The 23,441-nt window shown below is 42.3% G+C and carries 22 protein-coding genes, 1 tRNA gene, 1 rRNA gene, 1 other RNA gene and 1 other annotated feature; of the genes, 5 read left to right on the plus strand and 20 right to left on the minus strand.

The features are described 5' to 3' along the window. Positions 1–325: 325 nt before the first annotated feature. The 6 genes from FQ087_RS21920 to ffs form a co-directional block, all read right to left on the minus strand. Positions 326–589, minus strand: a complete 264-nt coding sequence (locus FQ087_RS21920) for a pro-sigmaK processing inhibitor BofA family protein (RefSeq protein WP_149582737.1) — start codon at positions 587–589, stop codon at positions 326–328. A gap of 55 nt (positions 590–644) precedes the next feature. Then, positions 645–857: a YaaL family protein gene (locus FQ087_RS21925; RefSeq protein ID WP_255452506.1), complete on the minus strand. Its 213-nt coding sequence runs from the start codon at positions 855–857 to the stop codon at positions 645–647. A 13-nt stretch (positions 858–870) separates the two neighbouring features. Beyond that, positions 871–1,467, minus strand: a complete 597-nt coding sequence (gene recR / locus FQ087_RS21930; protein ID WP_149582738.1) for a recombination mediator RecR — start codon at positions 1,465–1,467, stop codon at positions 871–873. Between the two features lie 11 nt (positions 1,468–1,478). Next, positions 1,479–1,799 carry a YbaB/EbfC family nucleoid-associated protein gene (locus FQ087_RS21935; RefSeq protein ID WP_149582739.1) on the minus strand — a complete coding sequence of 107 codons (321 nt, stop codon included), beginning with the start codon at positions 1,797–1,799 and terminating at the stop codon, positions 1,479–1,481. Positions 1,800–1,820: 21 nt separating this feature from the next. After that, on the minus strand, positions 1,821–3,581 hold the full coding sequence (gene dnaX / locus FQ087_RS21940; protein ID WP_149582740.1) for a DNA polymerase III subunit gamma/tau: 1,761 nt from the start codon (positions 3,579–3,581) through the stop codon (positions 1,821–1,823). A 289-nt stretch (positions 3,582–3,870) separates the two neighbouring features. After that, positions 3,871–4,137: signal recognition particle sRNA large type (ffs, locus tag FQ087_RS21945), an RNA gene on the minus strand. Between the two features lie 118 nt (positions 4,138–4,255). Here ffs and FQ087_RS21950 point away from each other — a divergent pair. Further along, positions 4,256–4,348 (plus strand) — tRNA-Ser (locus FQ087_RS21950). Positions 4,349–4,579: 231 nt separating this feature from the next. On the opposite strand, the gene thrB is transcribed toward FQ087_RS21950, so the two are convergent. The 3 genes from thrB to FQ087_RS21965 are packed head-to-tail and all read right to left on the minus strand — an operon-like array spanning position 4,580 to position 7,850. Beyond that, complete coding sequence (gene thrB / locus FQ087_RS21955) at positions 4,580–5,497, minus strand: homoserine kinase (protein ID WP_149582741.1); 918 nt, start codon at positions 5,495–5,497, stop codon at positions 4,580–4,582. Then, positions 5,497–6,555 (minus strand): threonine synthase, encoded by a 1,059-nt coding sequence (gene thrC / locus FQ087_RS21960; protein ID WP_149582742.1) that lies wholly within the window; start codon positions 6,553–6,555, stop codon positions 5,497–5,499. The genes thrB and thrC overlap by 1 nt, the downstream gene beginning before the upstream one ends. Beyond that, positions 6,555–7,850: a homoserine dehydrogenase gene (locus FQ087_RS21965; RefSeq protein ID WP_149582743.1), complete on the minus strand. Its 1,296-nt coding sequence runs from the start codon at positions 7,848–7,850 to the stop codon at positions 6,555–6,557. Before FQ087_RS21965 ends, thrC begins: the two co-directional genes overlap by 1 nt. A 157-nt stretch (positions 7,851–8,007) precedes the next feature. Here FQ087_RS21965 and FQ087_RS21970 point away from each other — a divergent pair, with 157 nt between their 5' ends. Beyond that, positions 8,008–9,378 (plus strand): aspartate kinase, encoded by a 1,371-nt coding sequence (locus tag FQ087_RS21970; protein WP_149582744.1) that lies wholly within the window; start codon positions 8,008–8,010, stop codon positions 9,376–9,378. 198 nt (positions 9,379–9,576) lie between these two features. Here FQ087_RS21970 and FQ087_RS21975 read toward each other — a convergent pair whose 3' ends face one another. The 4 genes from FQ087_RS21975 to FQ087_RS21990 form a co-directional block, all read right to left on the minus strand. Further along, positions 9,577–10,269, minus strand: coding sequence for a hypothetical protein (locus tag FQ087_RS21975; RefSeq protein WP_370456103.1), 693 nt, complete (start codon positions 10,267–10,269; stop codon positions 9,577–9,579). A 32-nt stretch (positions 10,270–10,301) separates the two neighbouring features. After that, the gene (locus FQ087_RS21980) at positions 10,302–10,898 is read right to left on the minus strand and encodes an acetylglutamate kinase (protein ID WP_255452509.1); all 597 of its coding nucleotides are present in this window, start codon (positions 10,896–10,898) and stop codon (positions 10,302–10,304) included. 116 nt (positions 10,899–11,014) lie between these two features. Further along, positions 11,015–11,683, minus strand: coding sequence for a deoxynucleoside kinase (locus FQ087_RS21985; protein WP_149582745.1), 669 nt, complete (start codon positions 11,681–11,683; stop codon positions 11,015–11,017). Beyond that, entirely contained in the window at positions 11,670–12,317 is a 648-nt protein-coding gene (locus FQ087_RS21990; RefSeq protein ID WP_149582746.1) for a deoxynucleoside kinase, read from the minus strand. The genes FQ087_RS21985 and FQ087_RS21990 overlap by 14 nt, the downstream gene beginning before the upstream one ends. Before the next feature lie 365 nt (positions 12,318–12,682). On the opposite strand from FQ087_RS21990, the gene FQ087_RS21995 reads away from it, so the two are divergent. Together FQ087_RS21995 and tadA are read left to right on the plus strand one after the other, a co-directional pair. After that, positions 12,683–13,672 (plus strand): phosphotransferase, encoded by a 990-nt coding sequence (locus FQ087_RS21995; RefSeq protein WP_149582747.1) that lies wholly within the window; start codon positions 12,683–12,685, stop codon positions 13,670–13,672. A gap of 160 nt (positions 13,673–13,832) precedes the next feature. Further along, positions 13,833–14,327, plus strand: a complete 495-nt coding sequence (gene tadA / locus FQ087_RS22000; protein ID WP_149582748.1) for a tRNA adenosine(34) deaminase TadA — start codon at positions 13,833–13,835, stop codon at positions 14,325–14,327. A gap of 242 nt (positions 14,328–14,569) precedes the next feature. On the opposite strand, the gene serS is transcribed toward tadA, so the two are convergent. The 3 genes from serS to pdxS form a co-directional block, all read right to left on the minus strand. Further along, a complete protein-coding gene (serS, locus tag FQ087_RS22005) occupies positions 14,570–15,847 on the minus strand; it encodes a serine--tRNA ligase (protein WP_149582749.1) in 1,278 nt (425 codons plus the stop codon). Positions 15,848–15,944: 97 nt separating this feature from the next. Then, positions 15,945–16,161: a binding site (T-box leader), on the minus strand. Between the two features lie 79 nt (positions 16,162–16,240). Next, the gene (locus FQ087_RS22010) at positions 16,241–16,816 is read right to left on the minus strand and encodes an NUDIX hydrolase (RefSeq protein WP_149582750.1); all 576 of its coding nucleotides are present in this window, start codon (positions 16,814–16,816) and stop codon (positions 16,241–16,243) included. Positions 16,817–16,880: 64 nt separating this feature from the next. Then, positions 16,881–17,726 (minus strand): pyridoxal 5'-phosphate synthase lyase subunit PdxS, encoded by an 846-nt coding sequence (pdxS, locus tag FQ087_RS22015; RefSeq protein ID WP_149582751.1) that lies wholly within the window; start codon positions 17,724–17,726, stop codon positions 16,881–16,883. Positions 17,727–17,826: 100 nt separating this feature from the next. Here pdxS and pdxR point away from each other — a divergent pair, with 100 nt between their 5' ends. Continuing rightward, positions 17,827–19,242 (plus strand): MocR-like pyridoxine biosynthesis transcription factor PdxR, encoded by a 1,416-nt coding sequence (pdxR, locus tag FQ087_RS22020; protein ID WP_149582752.1) that lies wholly within the window; start codon positions 17,827–17,829, stop codon positions 19,240–19,242. A gap of 81 nt (positions 19,243–19,323) precedes the next feature. Here pdxR and FQ087_RS22025 read toward each other — a convergent pair whose 3' ends face one another. The 4 genes from FQ087_RS22025 to rrf all read right to left on the minus strand — a co-directional run bounded on the left by FQ087_RS22025 (position 19,324) and on the right by rrf (position 23,432). Next, complete coding sequence (locus FQ087_RS22025; RefSeq protein ID WP_149582753.1) at positions 19,324–20,667, minus strand: serine hydrolase; 1,344 nt, start codon at positions 20,665–20,667, stop codon at positions 19,324–19,326. A gap of 173 nt (positions 20,668–20,840) precedes the next feature. Further along, positions 20,841–22,307: an IMP dehydrogenase gene (gene guaB, locus FQ087_RS22030; protein ID WP_149582754.1), complete on the minus strand. Its 1,467-nt coding sequence runs from the start codon at positions 22,305–22,307 to the stop codon at positions 20,841–20,843. Positions 22,308–22,413: 106 nt separating this feature from the next. Continuing rightward, complete coding sequence (locus FQ087_RS22035) at positions 22,414–22,890, minus strand: glutathione peroxidase (RefSeq protein ID WP_149582755.1); 477 nt, start codon at positions 22,888–22,890, stop codon at positions 22,414–22,416. Between the two features lie 426 nt (positions 22,891–23,316). Further along, positions 23,317–23,432: ribosomal RNA gene (gene rrf / locus FQ087_RS22040) — 5S ribosomal RNA — on the minus strand. Positions 23,433–23,441 lie beyond the last annotated feature (9 nt).

A 23,441-nucleotide genomic window follows, 5' to 3' on the forward strand; every position in this document is an offset into this window, starting at 1 on the left:
CGTCCTGAGCCAGGATCAAACTCTCCATAATAGAAGAAAATGAATAGCTCATTTCTTGCTGACTAAGGAGGAATCAAATTCCTCCCCCGAATCCGAAGATTCTAGTGTGTGTTTTTTTCGTCCGACCAAAGTCGACTTACTAGAAACGTTTTGCTTAAGTGCGTTAGCACTCTCGCTGTATTTCATTGATGTTTTGCTGTTCAGTTTTCAAGGTTCATTGTTATGGAATCAAGTTGCATTCCCTTGTGTGTTTCGCGTCCCTCACTGGCGACATACATAAGATTACTACGTATCCAAACATAAGTCAACACTTTATAACAAACTTTCATAAAAATATTGCAAAAGCGCATAGCGTAGCGATTCCTGGTATCCCTAATACAGCGAGTAATAGTCCTGACGCAATGTTTACGGGCACATAGATACCCACAAAGCCCCCTGCCACATTCATTGCGAAAAGAACAAGGAATGCGAACGCCAATCGAAACCAATAGATCGATAAACGTTCCAAAGCTTTTTGGATATGTTTCTTATCCACCACCACTAATAGAAGAAGGACCAATATAACGACAACAATACCGATAACTTTCACGGGAAACACTCCTTTTCAATGAATGGTCCATTCTATGCAGTCCCGTGAAAATATATCAATCCTTGCCTAACTGTCGAGCTTTCGCCTCTTTGTATAAATAAAAGTGTTTACACTCGGCTATTTTCCGCCTAGCAATCACTTCTTGGTCATAATCATTAAGATATCTCTCAATACTCCGCGCTCGTTCCCACTCTTCTTTCGTTTCTACCATTAATGAATGAAGATGTTCATCAAACTCTTTTTTCAACTTACTCTTTCTACCAAACACTGAAGCGGACCCCCTATAACTCCCGGCGACCTTCCAGTGCCTTCGATAATGTAACTTCATCCGCATATTCTAAATCGCCACCGACAGGTAAACCATGTGCAATCCTTGTTGTTTTAATTCCCGAGGGTTTTACAAGCCTCGAAATATACATCGCGGTTGCTTCTCCTTCTATTGTAGGGTTCGTTGCTAAAATTAATTCCTCAACCTCTTCATTCTGCAATCGAACTAGCAGGGATGGGACATTAATATCTTCAGGACCAACCCCGTCCATCGGAGAGATGGCACCATGAAGAACATGATAAAGCCCTTTGAAATCCCTCATTTTCTCCAAAGCAATAACATCTTTCGGATCTTGAACAACACAAATTACCGAACCATCGCGTTGTGTATCCTGACAAATATGGCAGGGGTCGATATCTGTAATATGTCCGCAAACTGAACAAAAACGCAGATTCCGTTTAGCGTCAACAAGGGCTTTTGCAAAATCCAACACAGTATCTTCCTTCATGCTTAAGACAAAAAACGCCAGACGACCCGCTGTTTTCGGGCCGATACCTGGCAATTTCATAAAACTATCCATCAGTTTTGATATTGGTTCAGGGTAATGCATTCGTGTACCTCCTAGAACATTCCTGGCAGGTTCAACCCTTTTGTGAATTGACCCATCGTCGAGTTCGTTAATTCTTCTGCTTTAGACATAGCATCATTAGTAGCAATAACAATAAGGTCTTGTAGCATTTCAACATCCTCCGGATCCACTACAGACGGATCGACGATTACTTCGACAACTTGCTTATCTCCAGATACGATGACTTTCACCATGCCTCCACCCGCCGCGCCCTCAAGACGTTTTTCACCGAGCTCTTCCTGTGCTACAGCCATTTGTTTTTGCATTTTTTGCATCTGTTTCATCATGCCTTGCATATTTCCCATACCCTTCATGTTCGTTTCCTCCTCTAATTTTTAATCGTCATGAACTTCTATGAAATCTTTCCCAAAAATCTTTTCTGCCTCAGTTACAATTGGATCCGCATTTTCCTGCTCTGCTTCCTTTACAAAAGAAAGCATTTCATCGTCAGGTGCCCCTTCATCGGAACTTTCCGGTTCTTGTTGTTTAACAAGACCGTTTTTTCGAATGAAGTCTCCCCTTACACTCAACCAACCATCTTCAGGGACATACACGACTTCATACGCTTTCCCGGTTCGTGAACGTAAAGCATCAGACAGACCCGACCGAAGTGACGTATTTTCAGATGCCATTAGGCAATGGATTTCATATTTGAATTTTAACACAAAAGCATTCTCTGATGCTGCGACCGGTTCTGTTTCTTCGAGAATTGCAGCATGTGACCTTTGCATCGTCTGCATCATTCCCGCCCACTCTTCACGAATCGTCTTGATGTCTTGTTTTGTCGCAGATTTCAATACTTCATGTATTTTACCTGTTGGAACTTTGAAACCTTGCGATGATTTTGATGCATTTTTCCGCGGTTGTGCGGATTGTTCTGCACCTGTTTGCTTATTCATCCCACCACTAGACATTTGTTGTTGCAACTCCACGATTGTGCGTTCAAGTTCCGCCACCTTCTGTGTAAGTCCTGGGTCAACAGCGTGATTGCTACCACCGACCTGTACAGGGCTGTCAAGATGAATCATTTTCAAAAAGGCAGATTCAATATAGACTTTCGCGTGATTCGAGAACCGCATTTCCTGTTGCGTTTTTGCTAGTATATCGATGAATAAATACAACGTATCCATTTCAAATCGTTGTGCCATTTCCACAAACCGTTCATCGCCGGGTATGAGTTCGAGTAAATCTTTTAAGCTGGGTGCTGTTCGTAGTAGAAGAAGATCCCTGAAAAAGGTAATTAGATCTTCTGCTAGTCTGGAAACATCTTTCCCCTCCGCAATAAGTCGATCAAACAATGTTAGTACCACGCCAGCATCTTTGCCGAGCAGCGCCTCCGCCAACTGATAGAAAATATCTTCGCCAATTGATCCAGTTACAAGAAGTGCATCTTCAATTGTTATCTTGTCTCCACTGAACGACACAACTTGATCGAGCATACTGAGTGCATCACGCATTCCTCCTGAAGCCGCCTGCGCAATTACTTTCAAAGCACTTTCATCAGACTCAATACCCGTATCCGCAAGCACTGTCTTCATTCGATCAGTAATATCAGCAGGTGTAATCGGTTTAAAATCAAAGCGCTGACATCTCGAAATAATCGTCAATGGCAGTTTATGCGGTTCCGTAGTTGCCAAGATAAATACGACATGCGATGGCGGTTCCTCAAGTGTTTTCAAAAGCGCGTTGAATGCCGAATTTGATAACATATGTACCTCATCGATAATATACACTTTAAAACGAGCATTCGACGGGGCAAACCGCACTTTTTCAATAATGTCTCGCATTTCCTCAACACGCGAGTTCGAAGCCGCATCAAATTCGATGACATCCGTATTCGACCCTTCTGTGATGCTGATACACGTCGGACATTCATTGCATGGTTCTTTTGCTGGGCCATTTTCACAATTTAACGCTTTAGCAAAAACTTTCGCGGCACTTGTCTTTCCCGTACCTCTTGGACCCGAGAAAAGATAAGCATGTGTCGTCTTATTATGAAGGAGGGCGTTCTGAAGTGTCTGTTTCACATGTTGCTGTCCGGACATCTCAGCAAATGACTGAGGCCGATATACGCGGTAAAAAGCTTGATACACCAACAGTTTCCTCTCCTTTTGACGCAATGCGCTAATGTCTCCATTATAGCATAAACGTACATACTAATCCCTTTTCTAGACAACAAGAAAAGCGTGATCGCCTGGCAAGCCCAACAAGCGCTGTGAAACCATTGAAAATAGGCGTTATTTCCCTTTACTCAATGGCTCCTCAGCGAAAGATGCAGGCAACCCAAGGTCGCCACGTCCTGTGGATCCAAGGGGCTAGGCGCTGAAGTCTAGACAACAAAAAACTCGTCCGCAGAAACGGACGAGTCGAATTGTGAAATTAATGCCGTGCACCTTCCTCTGACAGCCGCACATAAGCGTTACTCTCGTCGCCAGCTCGGTCTAGGCGACCCCGCGGCACATGAGAAAATCCACTTAATGCTGCTTCCTTCCGGACCTGACATGGTTCATAGGTTCCCATTGCGCGGGACCCAAACGTCAACACTGCGTGCAAGAGGCAGGCCCTACAATACGGACAGCCTCGGGAAGGGATTCAGTCTTGCTAGAGCGGATTGCAAGTTACAGGACACCGCTATCTCCCCACCTAGCACGGCATTTACAAGTATACTCAATTTACTAGGTTAAATCAAATAATATCATATAAACAAAATTATTTTCATGAAATTGTTGACACTGGATTTCATACGTGATAAATTATTAATTGTTGATACGGAGGTATACCCAAGCTCGGCTGAAGGGATCGGTCTTGAAAACCGACAGGGGAGTCAAATCCCGCGGGGGTTCGAATCCCTCTACCTCCTCCATTTTTTCAACTAAACTTATATTCTTGAAATCGAATTCGTTAGTAGATAACGAATTTTTATTTTGCCTATTAATACTAATTAAACCTCAAGAAGCGGACCCATTTAACTGGTCCGCTTCTTTTTTGTTCAAATGTAAGAACGTATATTTTATCGACAAGGATTGGTGTCTAGACTCTAGTGCCGGCGTTGCAACAGGAAATGCCGAGTCTAATCGGCCAGTGTTTTTCGGGTCTACCGAGGCGCTTGCTCTTTTCTTAATTCAATCATCGCACCCTCAATAGATGGTTTGACAGCAATACAATCATAGTACGGAAACTCAGCTGCCAATCGCATTGCCAATTCGCTCTCAACGCCTTGTTTCACAGCCACGAATAAAGAAGGACCCGCGCCACTTATTGTCACGCCGTACGCACCACGCTCCTGGCAAACTTTACGAATACGGTCGAATTCCGGAAATAACTTCTTGCGGTATGGCTCGTGAAAAGTATCCTTTTCCATCATACGCCCCGCCGTTTCCCAATCATCTCGAGCAATCGCCGCCGAGAGCACGTTCGCAGCTGCACTGCTACGTGTTGCTTCTGCGTGCGAGAGTTCGCCTGGTAGAAGCCCCCTAGATGCTTCCGTCAGCAATGCCTCAGGCGGAACAAGTATCACTGCTCCCATTTTCGGTTCCGGAATATGGACGATATCCATTGCCACGCCATCGAAATAAGAAATTGTCACTCCCCCAAGAAGCGCAGCCGAAATATTATCCGCATGCCCTTCGTACCCACTGCCTAAAAGCACTTTTTCCTTCTCGGAAAGATTCAATACAAGAAGCTGATTCGCAATTTCAATTCCTGCCGCAATTGCTGTTGCACTGCTTCCAAGTCCTTTACCAAGCGGAATATCCGACTGAATGATAAGCCGTGATACAGGCACAACAAGTCCTTTACGGTCAGCTATATCAGTAACAGTCTTCACAATTAAATTATCTTCTCCGGTTGGTAAATCTTCAAAACCATCGTCTTTATACGTAACTTCCCAATCCTCTGACGGCGATACGTCCACCGTCATATAAAGGTTAAGCGCAAGTCCGATACTGTCGAAGCCTGGACCAAGATTTGCCGTCGATGCAGGTACGACAACGGAAAAACTGGATTCCACCATTACTTTGTCCCCGCCTTCAACCTACTTAGAAATGCATCAAATTGCTCCCGTGACATCATTGGTTGCTCTTTATTTACTTCAATAGCTGTATCAGGATCTTTTAATCCATTACCCGTCAATACCGCAACTACAGTTGAACCTTTTTTCAATAAGCCGCTCTCCACTTGCTTTTTAACACCTGCAATTGATGCGCACGAGCCAGGTTCTGCAAAGATACCTTCAGAAGAAGCAATTAAACTATATGCTTCTAAAATCTCTTCATCCGTTACAGCAAGGATGGTTCCATTTGATTCCGCTAAGGCTTTGTTGGCAAGTTCCCAACTTGCGGGATTGCCGATTCGAATCGCTGTTGCAACCGTTTCAGGGTTTTCGAATACGCGATTATAAACAATCGGAGCAGCTCCGTCAGCTTGTACACCAAGAAGAACCGGTAGCGTCGTCCCCTTCTTATCAGCATATTCCTTGAACCCTTTCCAAGCCGCAGAAATATTACCCGCATTCCCAACCGGAAGCGCGAAAATATCTGGTACTTTTCCAAGTTGCTCAATCGTTTCAAATGCAATTGTCTTTTGACCTTCAAGGCGATACGGGTTAACCGAGTTCACAAGCGCAACGTCTCCCGTGCCCGCCGCCCGCACCATTGCTAATGCCTCATCAAAGTTGCCTTCGATTTCTACGATTTCTGCACCATACATTTTTGCTTGCGCTAGCTTCCCAAGTGCGATTCGCCCTTCCGGAATAACAACAATTGTACGCATTCCAGCACGCGCACCATATGCCGCTGCCGATGCAGACGTATTACCCGTCGATGCACAAATTAGAACCTTTTTCCCTTCTTCTTTCGCCTTTGCGACCGCCATAACCATGCCCCGGTCTTTAAATGAACCAGTCGGATTCGTTCCTTCCGTCTTCACGTAAAGGTTGATGCCCCATTGCTCCGATAAATTTGTCATATGAATGAGAGGAGTATTCCCTTCCTGCAACGTCAATGCTGGCGTATTTTCTGTCACCGGTAACCATTCTTTATATTCCTCAATTAATCCATTCCATCTTTTCATCATTCTTCCCCCTCTACCCGGTAGTGGCTTAGTACTCCGACTACCTCTGGTGTTTCGTTCAATTCATTCATAATATCTAAATGCTGTTGTCGAGAAATCTGGTGCGTGATGAAAATTAGTTCTGCATCAGCTGCCTTTTTATCGGAATGCTGAACAACTGTCGCTAGGCTTGCACCGTGCTTGCTATAAATTGACGTTAACTTCGTCAAGACACCGACTTCATCTCTCACGCAAATACGGTGGAAATAACGTGCGAACTTATCGCTATCACTTTTCACTTTCCGCTCAAACTGCGGCGCGTGTAACCTTTTACCATTGACACCTAGTAGTAAATTACGGCACGCTGCTACAATATCTCCCGTTACGGATGTGGCAGTCGGCAGTGATCCTGCCCCCGGTCCATAGAACATTGTCTCCCCAACGGCATCTCCATAAATATATACTGCATTGAACTCATTGTTCACAGACGCCAATGGGTGTGAATTCGGGAAAAGCACAGGCTCTACTGCCACTTCGATACCATCTTCATTCTTTTTAGCTGAACCCGCCAACTTTACTGTATAGCCGAACTGCTCAGCCAACTCGAGATCACCTTCCCGAATTTCCTTCATCCCTCTCACAAAGACATCTTCCAGACGGATTTCTGTGGAAAAAGACAATGAAGACAAAATGACCATTTTACGTGCCGCATCTATTCCATCAACATCCGCCGATGGATCTGCTTCTGCAAACCCGAGCGCTGTCGCCTTTGCCAATGCATCTTCATAAGACATCTTTTCATGTTTCATTTTTGTCAAAATAAAGTTCGTCGTCCCATTCACAATACCCGTCAACGCCCGGATCCGATCAGAGGCAAGACCATCTTCAAGCGTGCGGATTAAAGGAATTCCACCGCCAACACTCGCTTCGTAAAACAAGTCACACTTGTTTTCATCCGCTAACCTCAGTAACTCGGGTCCAAACTCCGCCATGACGTCCTTGTTTGCTGTTACGACCCCTTTGCCAGCACGCAGTGAGCGTTCAATCGCCTCTTTCGCATCATAAGTGCCGCCCATCACTTCTACTATTAAATCTATTGACGAGTCTTCTAGAACTTCATACAGATTGTCAGTAAACGCTTCTAGAGGAAGAGGTGTTTCCCGATCTTTATGTAAGTTTTTCACGAGAACTTTTTTTATTTTGACAGGGACACCAAGCTTATGATGCAAGTCTTCTTGATGATCCTGCAATATTTTAGCCACTCCGCCGCCAACAACCCCGAATCCTAATAATCCAATGTTAATTTCATTTTTCATTGACGATTCTCCTAACTGTATGTACACTATGAAAAAACAATCGTTCTCCGCATAAAGACATTATAGTGAAATATTCGGATAATAACAACCCTGTTTGTGATAAAATTGCAGAATAAGTAGATTCAACCCACTATATAATAGATTGGATTTGATGTATGTGAAAGTTTGTAAATTCGGTGGCACTTCTGTAGCATCCGCCGACCAAATAAAAAAAGTTGCCCAAATCGTAAAAGCTGATCCTGCCCGTAAAATCATCGTTGTCTCGGCACCCGGAAAACGCTTTAATTCGGATGAAAAAGTAACAGATTTGCTAATCCAACTTGCTGAAAAGGCTCTTAATGAGGAAGATATAGAACAAGAACTGATGGGAGTAGTAGAACGCTACGAACAAATCGCGGCCGGACTCGGTCTTGCAAAGGGAATTATATCCATTATTAAAAGTGATTTGCAAGAACGTCTCACTAACAACAAAAGCGACGCCAACCTTTTCATGGATTGCTTAAAAGCATCTGGAGAAGATAACAACGCGAAGCTCATTGCAGCTTACTTCACACATATTGGAATGGATGCAAACTATATGTGTCCAAAAGATGCCGGTCTACTTGTCAATGAACGGCCCGAACGGGTGCGCGCGTTGCCCGAAGGCGATGATCGTTTAGTACAGTTACGGGATAAATCCGGCATAATTGTTTTTCCAGGTTTTTTTGGCTACACAAAAGACGGAACACTTAGAACATTCAACAGAGGCGGATCGGACATAACAGGATCTCTGCTAGCAGCAGCTACAGAAGCTGAACTGTATGAAAACTTTACAGACGTTGATTCTGTCTTTGCAGCCAACCCAAATATTGTCGATAGTCCAGTCGGCATTGATAAAATGACTTACCGTGAAATGCGAGAACTATCCTACGCTGGATTCTCCGTCTTTCACGATGAAGCGCTCATGCCCGCATTCCGTCGTTCCGTTCCTGTGTGCATTAAAAACACCAACAATCCGCAAGCTCCAGGAACACTTATCGTCAATGAACGAAATTACTTTGCACAGCCAGTCATTGGCATTGCAGCAGATAGCGGATTTTCCACTCTGTTTGTCGATAAATATTTAATGAACCAGGAAATTGGGTTTGGAAGAAAGTTATTACAAATCTTAGAGGAAGAAGAAATTCCATTTGAACACACGCCTTCCGGAATCGACAATTTGTCCGTCATCATCAGAAGCAAATTCCTCAACGCTGATAAAGAAGCGCGGATTATACATCGGGTGAAAGAAGAATTGAATGTGGATCACGTCCACATGCATTCCAATTACTCTATGATTGTTCTTGTAGGCGAAGGAATGCGCCATTCCACTGGACTAGCTGCTCGTGCCGCCTCAGCCATCTCACGTACAGGCGCCAGTATCCAGATGATTAACCAAGGTTCTTCAGAAGTGAGTCTTGTATTCGGTGTCCACAAAGCTGACGAAAACAAAATCTTAAAAGAACTGTATGCCGAGTTTTTTCTGAAGTCTGCGGTGCTTTCTAACTAAATAATGAATGCAATTGAATTCGCTAGGGCCCTCAGGGATGCCTCCCGCTCTAAGCCAAGCAGCTTCACCGCCAATCTTAGGGCTTCGGCTATCCCCGTTAAAGCGCCTACGCTTAATGAGTTTATAATGGTATTCAATTATACAATATACATATAGAACAAAGGGAACACCGTCTCATTGGATGCTGTGCTATTTTTCTTAACACGAAGGCATAAACATACCCGGAAATTGCTTAACAATGGCACCTGCAATCATATCCGACATCTCTAAAGCTTGCGCTTCGATTTTATCGAACACTTCAATATCAGCCTTATAGTTTTTCTGAAGCATATAAACCGCTTCCTGTTTAGTTAAAGCCAAATGCGTATAAAACATTTTCCTTACCTCTTCTTTCTCTAAATACGGATTAATACTGCTTAAAAAATCAACAATCTCATCTGCGTTACGGTACCATTGCTTCTCTTTTTCCGTCGCTGTTGCTGAATCCCCTTTTGTAGCTGCCGTTACTAATTCGGCGGCTAGTACTAAATGCTCCCTAATAAGCTCAGTGTATCTATCCGCAATTTTATCGCCATAAAAGGGCCGTAAGCTATTCCCCAAATCAGTCGCATTTCTCAAAAGACGCTCTTGGACAGACGGTAAATCCGGCAAGCCGAATACGATGCCCATAATCGTCATCCTCGTCCAGTTAACATGCTCCATCCAGAGCAGCCGATTCATACTCATAAATTCGACTTCCGCCTTACTTATGCAACATCTTCCATATAAATCGACTTGGTTATTCAAGATATACCTGACGGGCGCTGTATATTGTGAATATGGTCCCTGGTAGCTAGAGTTTTTAACCGCCCCAACAAGATAAGAAGGTATTTCATTTGAATAAGGGTTCACTTCACAATCACTCCTGTAATCCTTATTTTTATTCAAATAAACTTATAAGGAAATTGCTTTACAATCGATTTTGTAATCATATCCGCCATTCCCAATGCTTCCGTCTCCATTTTGTCAAAGGCTTCTATACCAGTCTTGAAGTCTTTGTTAAACAAGCTGACCGTCCCTTGTTTAATAATTGATAAATGTTCGTAAAACATTTTTCTGAAGTCTTCTAGTGATAAATAAGGATTGATGCTATTCCAAAACATCACAATCTCCTCCCCATTTTGAAACCACTCTTTTTCTATATCCGTCGCCTTTTCAGTATTTTCTTCTGCTGTGGCCTCTACCAAGTCCCCTGCAAGCGTTATATGTTCCTTCAACAATTGACTATATTTCTGCGCAGCAGTCACACCATAATAAGGTTTTATTGCCTCGCCCATATCCCGCGTATTTTGCAAAAGACGCGCAACAACAAAACTTGCGTCCGGCGTGTCAAAAACAAGGCCACTAACTGTCCCCCGCGTCCACGCCACATGTTCACTCCAAAGACGTCGGAACAAGTTGCCCAGTTCGATAGTTGCTTTACTCATGCAATTACAAGGCTGTATTGGATACCAGCACACGATTCCCCAACAATTATTCACTCACCTTCACTCCCAAATCTCCCACAAGTGTAAACACTACATCGTATTCGAAAACGGTGAGATTTGTGAATTAAAAAATGCAACCCGTGTCGAGGGCTGCATTTTGGTAGTTTATTTTACTTCTTCAAAAGCGATGTCTGCTTGAGGGAATGCCCGATTTTATCGACAATCGTTTCCACCTCACCGGGATTATTAATAAGATCATAGTCATTAATATCAAGACGTAAAACAGGGCACGCATTGAATGAATTAATCCAATTCTCATACCGCCCGTGCATCTCTTCCCAATAAGTAATTGGTGTCTCCTGTTCCATTACACGACCGCGTTCTTTAACACGTGAGATAATCCCGTCAAGTGGTCCCTCCAAATAAACAAGCAAATCAGGATGCGGGAAGTATGGCGTCATGACCATCGCTTCGAACAGATTCGTATACGTATCATAATCAACGGGATTCATCGTCCCTTTTTCCATATGCATTTTCGCAAAAATGCCTGTATCTTCATAAATCGACCGGTCTTGGATAAAACCACCGCCATATTCGAAAATCCGTTTCTGCTCCTTGAAACGCTCTGCAAGGAAATAAATTTGTAAATGGAAGCTCCATTTTTCAAAGTCCTTGTAAAAAAGATCAAGGTACGGATTCTGCTCAACATTTTCAAATGATGTCCTGAAGTTTAGTGCATCCGCAAGTGCCTGCGTCATCGTCGACTTGCCTACACCAACAGTCCCTGCAATTGTAATGACAGCATTTTGTGGAATGCCATATTTTTCACGTAAGTTCATTCAAAGTAACTCCTTTTCGTATCGTTGCATCGACAGTATCTAAAATGAATTGCAGATCCTTTTCATTGTTAACAAAATCAAGATCATCTCCATTGAAACGAAGAACAGGAATTTCAGGATGCGCAGTTTCAAAATACGTTATGAACGTTTCGTAATCTTCAGCAAGCTGCTGTAAATAAGCAGGATCCATGTTTTTCTCAAATTCACGCCCGCGTATGGAGATGCGCTTCATGAGCGTGTCCAAACTCGCGTGGAGGTAAATAATGACGTTTGGCACAGGCATGTCCTGCGTCAAAATCTTATAGATCTCCTCATACTTCACATATTCTTCAGGAGCTAGAGTCCTTTTTGCGAAAATGAGATTTTTAAAAATATGATAATCGGCAACGACCGGTTTCTTTTCAATCAATATTTCGTTTTTTGTATCACTAAGCTGCTTGTATCGATTACAAAGAAAAAACATTTCAGTTTGGAAGCTCCATTCCTCAATGTTATTGTAAAATTTATTTAAAAATGGATTTTCATCCACAATCTCTTTTAGCTGATGGAATTGCTGTATGTCCGCGATTGCTTTAGAAAGTGACGTTTTCCCAACTCCAATCGGACCTTCGACTGCTATGAACGGAACAGACATCAGTAATCCTCCTTCATGTCATATTTATATAACGCTCTTCATTTTATCACACAGGTGAATTGAAATACAGAGTACACATCTGTCTTAAGCATTAAACAGTATTTTTCCACGTGGAACAATTTGAAGGAATGCAATTTCAGTTCGTCCCGTCCTGCGGCTGGCGAACCCGTAAAGTTTTCGGGATGAATTATATCCCGAGCATCTGGCGGCTACAGCCAGACAATATCCAATATAAGTGTGGAATGACAATAATGATGTTACATTTACAATTAAGTTAATCTTCAATCAGCTGAGCTCTTACCCCCCGTTAATGTGTAATGAATTAGGTGCATTACTCCAAAGCAAAAAATAGGAGGAGATGAAATATGGGATTTTTATTAACAGAAGAAATGGTGTTGGACGACATTATTAATACCTGTAAACGATACTTTGGATTTAAAGTATTAGAAGCAATACCTATAAAACGTGGTTGGCTAAACTTAAAGTGGAAAATCACAACAGACTCTAGCGTTTTTTTAATCAAGCAATACAACAAAGAAAGATACAAACTATATAACCACGAAAAGCTATTAGTGGCCTTCTCTCAACAAATGCAATTACATAAAAAAGGTTTTCCATGTCCTAAACTCTATTCTTATGAAGGTCAGTTTCTATTTGAATCGGATAAAGGCGAACTTTTTATAGTAATGGAATACTGTGATGGTGCTGTAGTGCCTCCTGGGAAGTTAGATATTCATCAAATGCATGACTTAGGCCGAATAACAGGAGAAATGCACCATTTGTTAAATGACAATACATTAAGGGTTAAGAGAAGCCCCGAATTTATTCCCCCAAGTCGGCAGGAACGTTTAACCCATTGGAAATCGGCTTGGAATCATGCAAATGATGCCGACAAACCATATTTATTACCTATATTAGAAACACAATATAGGGTAACCGAAACTATAAATTTGGAAGATTTTAATCTAAATGAAACTGGATGGGCTCACCGTGATCTCTGGGTAGACAATTTATTGTTCAAAGAGAAAAAAGTAAGTGCTTTTTTAGATTTCGATAGATTGAACTATGACTACCCACAGCTTGATGTTGCAAGAGCTGTTATATCTGGTGCCTTACATGAAAACGACTTTGATGTTTCCCTTGTACTAGCTTTTATAGAAGGATATAGTGAGAAACGTATATGTGAGAAAGGGTTCCTAATCAGCTCTTTAAAAATGTTGTGGTTTATGGAAAGTACATGGTGGATAAACTCAAGCATGGATCACCATAGTGGACCCCCAGAACGTTTTGCAAAGGAAATGATTTGGCTATCTGAAAATCAAAAAGAATTGAAGTGTATGTTAGGGGATCTATAACATTTAACTAAATAGTGATGAATCTAGGAATAGTCCTTAGATATCGTTAAAGCCTTAAGTACGGGGAATTATTTTATATCGTAGTTAAACAACTTCATTTTAACCCTGCCCTACAATTAAATAACTTTATAATTAGCAGATCACCAAGGAGAGATTACTAATGGATACTTTTAATCAAGATCGATACTATATGCAAATGGCAATTGACGAAGCAATGAAAGCACAAGCCCTAGGTGAAGTTCCTATCGGTGCGATCATTGTGCATGACGATAAAGTCATTGCGCGGGCACATAATTTACGGGAAACGACCCAAAATGCTGTCACTCATGCAGAATTGTCCGCCATTCAGGACGCCTGCAAGAAAATCGGCAGTTGGCGCCTTGAAAATACTACATTGTATGTGACACTCGAGCCATGCCCGATGTGCGCTGGCGCTATTTTACAATCTAGAATTCCGCGCGTTGTCTATGGTGCCCGCGATCCAAAAGGCGGTTGTGTCGACTCGCTCTATCGCTTGTTGAACGATCCACGGTTTAATCATGAATGTGATGTAGTTGAAGGCATGCTAGCGGATGAATGTGGGGAGATACTGACGGCATTTTTCAGAGCCATTCGCGAACGGAAGAAGAAATTAAGAAAAACGGAAGGCGCATAAAAGAAACGCAGCTTTAGTGCGCCACTTCCTGTGGCTGGCACCTGGAGTCTAGACACTGTTCCAGGTTAAAAAACTTATACATTATTATCTTTAAAAAAAGAGGCTGCTCCTAAAGTTAAATAACTTTGGGAGAGCCTCTTTTTTTCATTACATATTGAAAACATGAATACATGTGAAAATTGAGCAAAGGTGTCCCCTTAGCGCCGGAGCGGATTCGAAGAGGATCTTTATTTCAATTAACCTTAGTTAGTAATAACTTCTTTTCCGCCCATGTAAGGACGTAGAACGTCGGGAATAACGACAGAACCGTCTTCCTGCTGGTAATTTTCAAGAATTGCTGCCACAGTACGGCCAATTGCTAGCCCACTTCCGTTCAATGTATGAAGGTATTCAGGTTTCGCACCCACTTCACGGCGGAAACGAATATTTGCACGGCGTGCTTGGAAATCTTCAAAGTTTGAACAAGAAGAGATCTCGCGGTATAGATTTTGTGTTGGAATCCATACTTCTAGATCATATTTCTTCGCTGCAGTGAATCCTAAATCTGCTGTACACATTTTTAGTTTGCGGTATGGCAATTTCAACAATTGCAATACTTTTTCTGCATGCCCTGTCAGTTTTTCGAGTTCATCATAAGAATCTTCAGGTTTCACAAAACGGACAAGCTCCACTTTGTTGAACTGATGCTGACGGATTAGACCGCGTGTATCACGTCCCGCAGATCCTGCTTCTGAGCGGAAATTCGTGCTATAAGCAGCAAATGCAACTGGCAATTGTGTGACATTCAGAATTTCATCGCGGTGGAAGTTTGTTACAGGTACTTCAGATGTCGGAATAAGGAAGTAATCCTCTTCGTTAACTAAAAACGCGTCTTCTTCGAACTTCGGCAGCTGCCCTGTCCCCGTCAGGCTTGTGCGGTTTACCAAGTATGGCGGCAATATTTCTTCGTAACCATGCTCTTCAATATGAAGATCGAGCATGAAATTGATCAATGCACGCTCGAGACGTGCACCAAGTCCGCGGTAAAAGACAAAACGGCTTCCCGCTACTTTTGCGGCACGTTCAAAATCAAGGAGATTTAAATCTGTCCCCACTTCCCAGTGTGGCTTTGGTTCAAATCCGAATTCAGGCTTCTCTCCCCATGTATAAACTTCAACGTTATCGTCTTCACTATCACCAACTGGAACGCTGTCATGTGGAACGTTTGGAATCCGCATCATGATATAGTTCAATTCTTCTTCAACTGTGTTCAGTTCTTCATCAAGTTTTTTGATTTCATCCCCGACTTCACGTGTCCGTGCAATAATCTCGTCTGCATTTTCCTTGTTACGCTTCATTTCAGCAACTTTTTGGGATACTTCATTACGTTCAGCTTTCAAAGCTTCAACTCTCGCGATCAATTCTCTACGTTTGTCATCGAGTCCGCCGAATTTATCAAGCTGAGATATATCCTCCCCACGTTTAGAAAGTTTCTCTTTTACTTCATCGAAATTAGCACGAACCTTTTTAATATCTAGCATGAACAATTCCTCCTTAATTTTCAGACGATAATGGAAAGTGGGCAATAAAGAATAGCGCCTGAATCCTGGACAACAAAAAAAGCCCTCGATTCCCTATAAAAGGGACGAGAACTACCCGCGTTGCCACCCAAATTGACTGAACAGCTAAGTCCAATCCACTCCATTGAAATAACGGTTCAACTACCGGCACAGGCCTACTAACGTTTCAGCCCGGCTACTCAGGGACGGATTCACAAGTGTTTTTACCGGCTCGCACCACCCGCCGACTCTCTTCAAAAAACGCGCTTGTTACTGCTTCCCATCATCGTCTCATGTTTGAAATTACCCTTACTTTACTACAAGGTTGTTTTTTTGGCAAGTCATGCACAGAAAGAATGTATCCGCTTTCTTAAATTACCCTTTAAAAATTTGTGCAACTTGTTCAAAATATTTTCTTTCATGTGGAACAAAGTCCATGAGACCAATTTCCGATTGCGCTCCATCAAAAATATTGACGCATTTAACTGTCATTACTTCATTAACAAAAAGGTCAATCAGTGCTTTTCGCTCCACGACATGGACACTTTCTACTTCTTCATGTTGCAATGAAAATTCGCTTGCTACAAAAGCTGAGTCATACAAGAAGACATTCGAAAACTCACGGTCAATAAAATTTGGTAGTTTAATGGAGTTCTGCACAACGCCTTTCGAATGCAACTTTGTTAAGTCGACTACTATACCTAATTCCTCTTCGACTTCACGGATGCCGTCTGCAACAGATTCAGTTGATAGAATGTGACCGGCAGCGGTAATGTCAAACTGGCCAGGAAAATCTCTTTTCATGTCGCTTCTTTTTTGAATATAGAGGAACTGATCATCGACTAACCAGCAGTGGAATGTTTCATGCCATAATCCATCGCGGTGTACCCTGTCTCTATGTTCATCTCTCAAATAGGTATAGTTTTCATCGAACACTTTTAATCGTTCCATAGTTATCACCTCTGGTTAAGTATACAAAAAAGCGAGAGATTCCCCCCGCTTTTGTATTAATTGATTACCAACCGCGTTCAGACATACGCTCTTCCACTTGAAGAGTCGCGATTTCTAACCCTTTCATCGGTTCGCCGATGTCTTTAGATAGTTCGCCAATCAGTTTATAGTCTTTAAAGTTTGCTGTTGCTTTCACAATTGCACGTGCAAATTTCTCGGGATTTTCAGATTTAAAGATCCCTGAACCTACGAATACACCGTCTGCACCAAGTTCCATCATTAGTGCAGCATCTGCAGGTGTTGCCACGCCGCCCGCTGCATAGTTTGTCACGGGAAGACGTCCATGTTTTTTGATGGCAAGAAGAATTTCATAAGGTGCACCAAGATTACGTGCTTCCGTCATGACTTCGTCGTCATTCATATGAACCAGTCTGCTCACTTGGGCATTGACCATTCGAAGGTGACGTACCGCTTCCACAATATTCCCCGTTCCCGGTTCACCTTTTGTACGAAGCATTTTAGCACCTTCGCCAAGACGACGTGCTGCTTCTCCAAGATCACGTGCCCCACAAACGAAGGGCACACTGTATGCACTCTTCAGCAAATGGAATTCTTCATCTGCCGGTGTCAATACTTCACTTTCATCGATGTAATCAACACCGAGTGCTTCAAGTACGCGCGCTTCAGAAATATGACCAATACGCGCTTTCGCCATGACCGGAATCGAAACAGCTCCCTGTACATCGGTGATGATTCGTGGATCCGCCATACGCGCAACGCCACCAGCTTTTCTTATATCAGAAGGGACACGCTCAAGTGCCATTACTGCGATTGCACCTGCCGCCTCCGCTATTTTAGCTTGCTCTGCATTAATGACGTCCATGATGACCCCGCCGTATTTAAAGTTCATGTTATCTTCCCCCTTTTCTTATTCTTCAGTATAATAGAATATGACCTTATTGAAATACTCAGTTCCAATCAAGTTAAAAGGGTCAGATGGAGTGATTGTTGTGGAAATGCTATTAATCAAACTAGAGAAAAGTACAGATACTCCGTTATATGAACAAATGTACGATCAAATACGTCTCGATATCACAGACGGTAAATTAGCTGTCGGCATGAAACTTCCTTCAAAACGAAAACTCGGTGACTTTCTCGATGTGAGCCAGACAACTGTTGAACTTGCTTATGCACAGTTGGCCGCGGAAGGATTCATTTCATCCAAACCAAGGAAAGGATTTTATGTACAGGCAATTGAAGAGCTTGCCTACGTCCAACCGATACACGTTTCAGAAGAGGTGATAGCTGAAACGATAGTAGATGTCACCTTCGATTTCTCGCCAGGAAAGATTGATACGGAATCATTTCCATTTACCCAATGGCGAAAGTACGCGAAAGACGTTATCGATGACTCTTCCAGGGACCTCCTTCTACTCGGTCACCCTCATGGAGATTTGGAACTTCGCCAAGAAATTGCACGTTATTTATATCATTCACGTGGAGTTGACTGTACACCAGAACAAATAATCATCGGATCGGGTACGGAACAACTCATTCCACTCGTTATTCGGATTCTTGGCACGGAAGCGACGTACGCAATCGAAGATCCCGGCTACCCACTTACCCATCATGTATTCTTTCACAATAACCGAGAAGCAATTCCGATATCAGTCGATGAAGAGGGGATGGACGTGAGCCGCCTGCAACACTCAGGGGCATCCGTTGCCTATGTGACTCCCTCTCATCAATTCCCGACAGGCATCGTCCTCTCAGCGTCGCGTAGGACCGCTTTATTGAACTGGGCTTCATCAGCTGAAGAGCACTTCATCATCGAAGACGATTATGACAGTGAATTTCGTTACACTGGCAGGCCAATCCCTTCCTTACAAGGCATGGATAAAGGTGGCAACGTCATTTATTTAAGTACATTTTCAAAATCTCTAATGCCCTCACTCCGGATTGCTTACATGGTACTTCCACCTATACTGCTAAACCGGTATGAAAAGGCATTCATTCATTATTCGGCGACAGTACCGCGGCTTGATCAGCATATCCTCGCCCGCTTCATGGCTGACGGACATTTTTCACGCCATCTAAATAGGATGCGAAAAATTTACAAGCGCAAGCTCCAGGCTCTAACCGAAGCATTGTCATCCTACACTCCGCATATTTCATTTTCTGGCGACGAGGCAGGCATGCACATTATCCTTACCGTCCATACCGAAACAAATGAACAATCCCTAGCCTTAGCAGCACGCAGAGCAAGTATTCGTGTCTACGGATTAAACGACTATAGAACAGCACCCAAAGCTGGCGAACCATCCTTCCTTATCGGCTTTGCCGGCCTTTCTACAGATGCTATCAAAACAGCGGTAGAAGACCTAATGAGTGTTTGGGGTATAAAAAAAGGCGAGCAATCCATTTAAGGATTCTTCGCCTTGATTTTTTATAAGATAAGAAAGTATACGTTTTTCCCTTGGAGCAGTGTCTAGACTCCAGCCGTTTTCTTAGTTAAATAAACCTTTTACAAATCCCGTTGCGCCATTCCAAATGTTTGCGAAGAAGTCACCGATTGCGCTCATTGTAAGCGAGAACCAACCAGCCTTCTCAACTGCATCCTTCGTAACAATTTCAGCTCCCGGATTATCGGAATCAATGAAGCCATAATCCGTTCCTTCTGTTTTCACGAGATTCACATACCCGACAACTTCACCTTTTTTAATAGGTGCTTGAAGTGCATTTTCTTTTATTTTTGACTCATCAATCACAAGCTCCGGTACATACAGATCTTTTTCACTCGTTTTCACCATCATAGATATTGGCTCTTTCACCTCTACAGCGACGGTTTTCTCTTTTCCTTTGACAACGTCGAGCGTTTTAGAATCTTTAAACTGATAACCAGCCGGAACGAATTCTACTTCAGAGAATTGTCCGAAACCATAGTCGAACAAAGCACGCGTCGCATCGAAACGAGCTTTGTACGAGCCTTCGCCTTTTGCATCGACCGCTTTCATAACAACTGAAATGACTCGTTTACCATCGCGTGTCGCTGTCCCAGTGAAGTTATGTCCTGCAAAGTCTGTTGTACCTGTCTTAAGACCGTCAACGCCTTCATATTCATATACAAACCCTGGAAGCATAAAGTTCCAGTTTTTCATCGTAATTTTATCAGTTGTGCCTTCACGGAAAATTTTTGTACTAATTTTCGTTGTTTCTAGCACTTCCGGGTAATCTTTTAACAAATGATACGCAAGCTTTGCAACGGATTTTGCCGGCATAACGTTTTCATCTTCAGGGCCTGTCCCTTGTGGATGCATGCCTTGTAAATCACCATTATTCAGGCCTGTTGCATTTACAAACTTATAATCTACTAAGCCCAATTTTTTCGCTTTTTTATTCATCAGTTTCAAAAATTCAGTTTCGGTTCCAGCAATTGATTCTGCAATTGCAATCGTTGCTCCATTTGCGGAATAGATTGCTAACGCCTCGTACAATTCACGAATTGTATATGTACCATCTTCTCGTAAAGGAACATTACTAAGTCGACGATCTTGCGATATGGAATACGTATAGTCGTTCACTTTATATTCTTGATCCCAAGTTATTGTACCTTCCTCAATTGCCTCAAAAAGCAGGTACTCTGTCATCATTTTTGTCATACTTGCAATGCCAAGTGGTTTATTGGCATTTTCTTCGTATAGTATCTTTCCACTTTCCGCATCAATTAAAATTGCACCATCGACATGGATACCTAGTTTCGTATCAGCGTAAGCTGGAGCCGAACCAAGTGTCGTTAGTAGCAACAGCGGCATGATTAGCAATGCCACCCATTTTCTCATTTGTCGTTTCATAATACTACCTCCGTCATTGCTATTTCCCTATGTCATTTTATCATATATCCGCTACTCTATGGGAACTAAACCAAAAAAGCACCTTTCCGCTCATATGTAGACGCAGGAAAGGTGCTGAAGTTCCTTCATTCCGACTCACAACTCAAGAACAATCATTCTTTAGTTGAAATTCCTTATGAAAGTGTATAGTTCGGAGCTTCTTTTGTAATTTGTACTTGGTGAGGATGGCTTTCACGTAATCCTGCGCCAGTCATACGGATGAACTGTGCTTTTTCACGCAGATCACGCAAATCTTTTGTACCACAATAGCCCATTCCCGCACGAACTCCACCGATTAGCTGATGAATCGTATCGGACAGGGGACCTTTGTAAGGCATACGTCCTTCAATTCCTTCAGGTACGAGCTTTTTCGCATCGTCTTGGAAATAACGATCTTTAGAACCACGTTCCATTGCAGCAATCGATCCCATACCACGGTAGACTTTAAAACGACGCCCTTGGAAAATCTCAGTTTCACCTGGACTTTCCGTTGTTCCTGCAAGTAGACTTCCGAGCATGACAACATGTCCACCAGCAGCAAGTGCTTTAACAATATCACCAGAATATTTAATGCCACCGTCCGCAATAATTGTTTTACCTAACTTACGTGCTTCTGTGGCACATTCGTATATTGCTGTAATTTGGGGAACACCAACACCTGCAACAACACGTGTTGTACAAATTGATCCAGGACCAATTCCGACTTTAACAACATCCGCACCCGCTTCAAAGAGCGCACGCGTACCTTCTGCAGTCGCAATATTACCAGCAATAATTTCAAGATCCGGGAACTGCAGTCTTATCTGTGCAACCACATCGAGAACACCTTTAGAATGCCCGTGTGCCGTATCAATAACGATAACATCGACTTCTGCCTTCACAAGCTTCTCTACACGTACCATCGTGTCCGTCGTAACACCAACCGCAGCACCAACTAGCAGACGACCTTGTTTATCTTTCGCCGCATTTGGAAACTCGATTACCTTTTCAATATCCTTGATCGTGATTAAACCTTTGAGGATTCCATTGTCATCGACAATCGGAAGCTTCTCGATTTTATACTTTTGCAAGATCTTCTCTGCATCTTCCAATGTTGTACCTACAGAAGCCGTCACAAGATTCTCTTTTGTCATGACATCATCAATAACAAGTGAGTAGTCTTGAATAAAACGAAGATCACGATTCGTTAGGATACCGACAAGTTTCAATTCTTCATTATTATTCACAATTGGAACGCCAGAAATGCGGTATTTACTCATCAAATGCTCAGCGTCGAAAACCTGATGCTCAGGTGTCAGGAAAAATGGATTAGTAATAACACCATTTTCAGAACGTTTTACCGTGACAACCTGTTCAGCTTGTTCTTCTATACTCATGTTCTTATGAATGATACCAAGTCCACCTTGACGTGCCATGGAAATTGCCATCTTCGACTCAGTAACCGTATCCATTCCTGCACTGATAATTGGAATGTTTAATTTTATTTTATTTGTCAAATTGACTGAGAGCGATACATCTTTAGGCAATACTTCAGACGGTCCCGGTACAAGCAACACATCATCGAAAGTAAGCCCTTCACGTGTAAATTTTGATTCCCACATTTCAATATACCTCCTATTAGTTTCAATTGAATATTATTAAAAGGTTATCAGCGGTCACAATAGCTGTCAAGCCAGTGACTACAAGTAAAATTATTCCTATTATTCACTAAATAACTAGTTCAATTGCATTCTTCATTTTAAGTGGTGAAGTTTGAGGTGCAAACCGTTCCACGACATTACCCTTTCGATCAATCAGAAATTTCGTGAAATTCCACTTGATGTCCTTTGTAAGCATCCCTTTCTTTTGAGAAGTCATATGTGTGAAAAGTGGTTCTGCATGATCTCCCTTCACATTAACTTTTGCGAACATCGGAAAGGTAACTCCAAAGTTGATTTCACAAAACTCCATCGTCTTTTCTATATCATCGAATTCCTGATCCTTAAAATTGTCCGATGGAAAGCCCAGTACAACGAGACCTCGCTCTTTATTTTCTTCATATAATTCCTGTAACTCTTTGAACTGGCTGGCAAATCCACACTTGCTTGCTGTATTTACGATAATCAAAGGCTTTCCTTTATAGTCTTCCATTGATTGAATTTCACCATTTACTTTTTTAACTGAGAATTCATAGATTGTACTCATGTAATTAGCCCCTTTGATTTTAGTTGTCTACAAACAATAGGCTGTATTGAAATTAATTACAAGAATTGAGGATTAAGAAGTTAACGTATAACACTTTGAATCCATTAATTAACCTATTAAACCCAAGACCATTTATATGACTTGGTTATATTTTTTGATACTCATAAAAAGCTATTTAAATTATTGATCTCACAATACAAGCTTGGATAAGCTTTTGGTAATAGATTATTAATATTAGGCTCAACACAAAAGACTGTTCTTAACGTGAAAAACCATAGCCGAAAGTGCCGACAACCAAGTAGTATTTTGTAAAAACATAACGAAATACCACCTGTATTGTTAAACATTTCAAGTATACGTTAAGGTGAAGAGCCTAAAAATAAACACAAAAAAAGCCACTACCCAATGGGTAATGACTTACTTGGAGACCGGCGACGTCCTACTCTTGCAGGGGGAAACCCCCAACTACCATCGGCGCTGAAGAGCTTAACTTCCGTGTTCGGGATGGGAACGGGTGTGACCTCTTCGCAATCGTCACCAGACTCTTTGAG

Origin of the sequence: Sporosarcina sp. ANT_H38, assembly GCF_008369195.1 — a bacterium.
Lineage (GTDB): Bacteria > Bacillota > Bacilli > Bacillales_A > Planococcaceae > Sporosarcina.